Genomic DNA, 242 nt, shown 5'->3' on the forward strand with positions numbered 1-242 from the left:
ATACTAAGTTCAGGATGGAGCCCATAGAACCCCTTGAGCCGGGGCACCAGCCAGTGCTGGGCAAAGGTCGGCGTGCTGCCGATCTCCAGGCTGCCACGCAACGCCTGGTGGCGAATGTCCTCGATCTCGTGGCAGACCGAGCCGAAATGGCGACTGACCTGGCGATAGAGCCGCTCCCCCTCCGGCGTCAGGGCGATGCGCCGGGTCTGCCGCACGAACAGCTGGAAGCCCAGCTCCTGCTC

The 242-nt window shown here is 65.3% G+C and carries 1 pseudogene; it reads right to left on the reverse strand.

The window, feature by feature from the left end:
- A pseudogene (locus B4920_RS27635) lies at positions 1–242 on the reverse strand (LysR family transcriptional regulator); the annotation flags it as partial.

Origin of the sequence: Zoogloea sp. LCSB751, assembly GCF_002028455.1 — a bacterium.
GTDB lineage: Bacteria > Pseudomonadota > Gammaproteobacteria > Burkholderiales > Rhodocyclaceae > Zoogloea.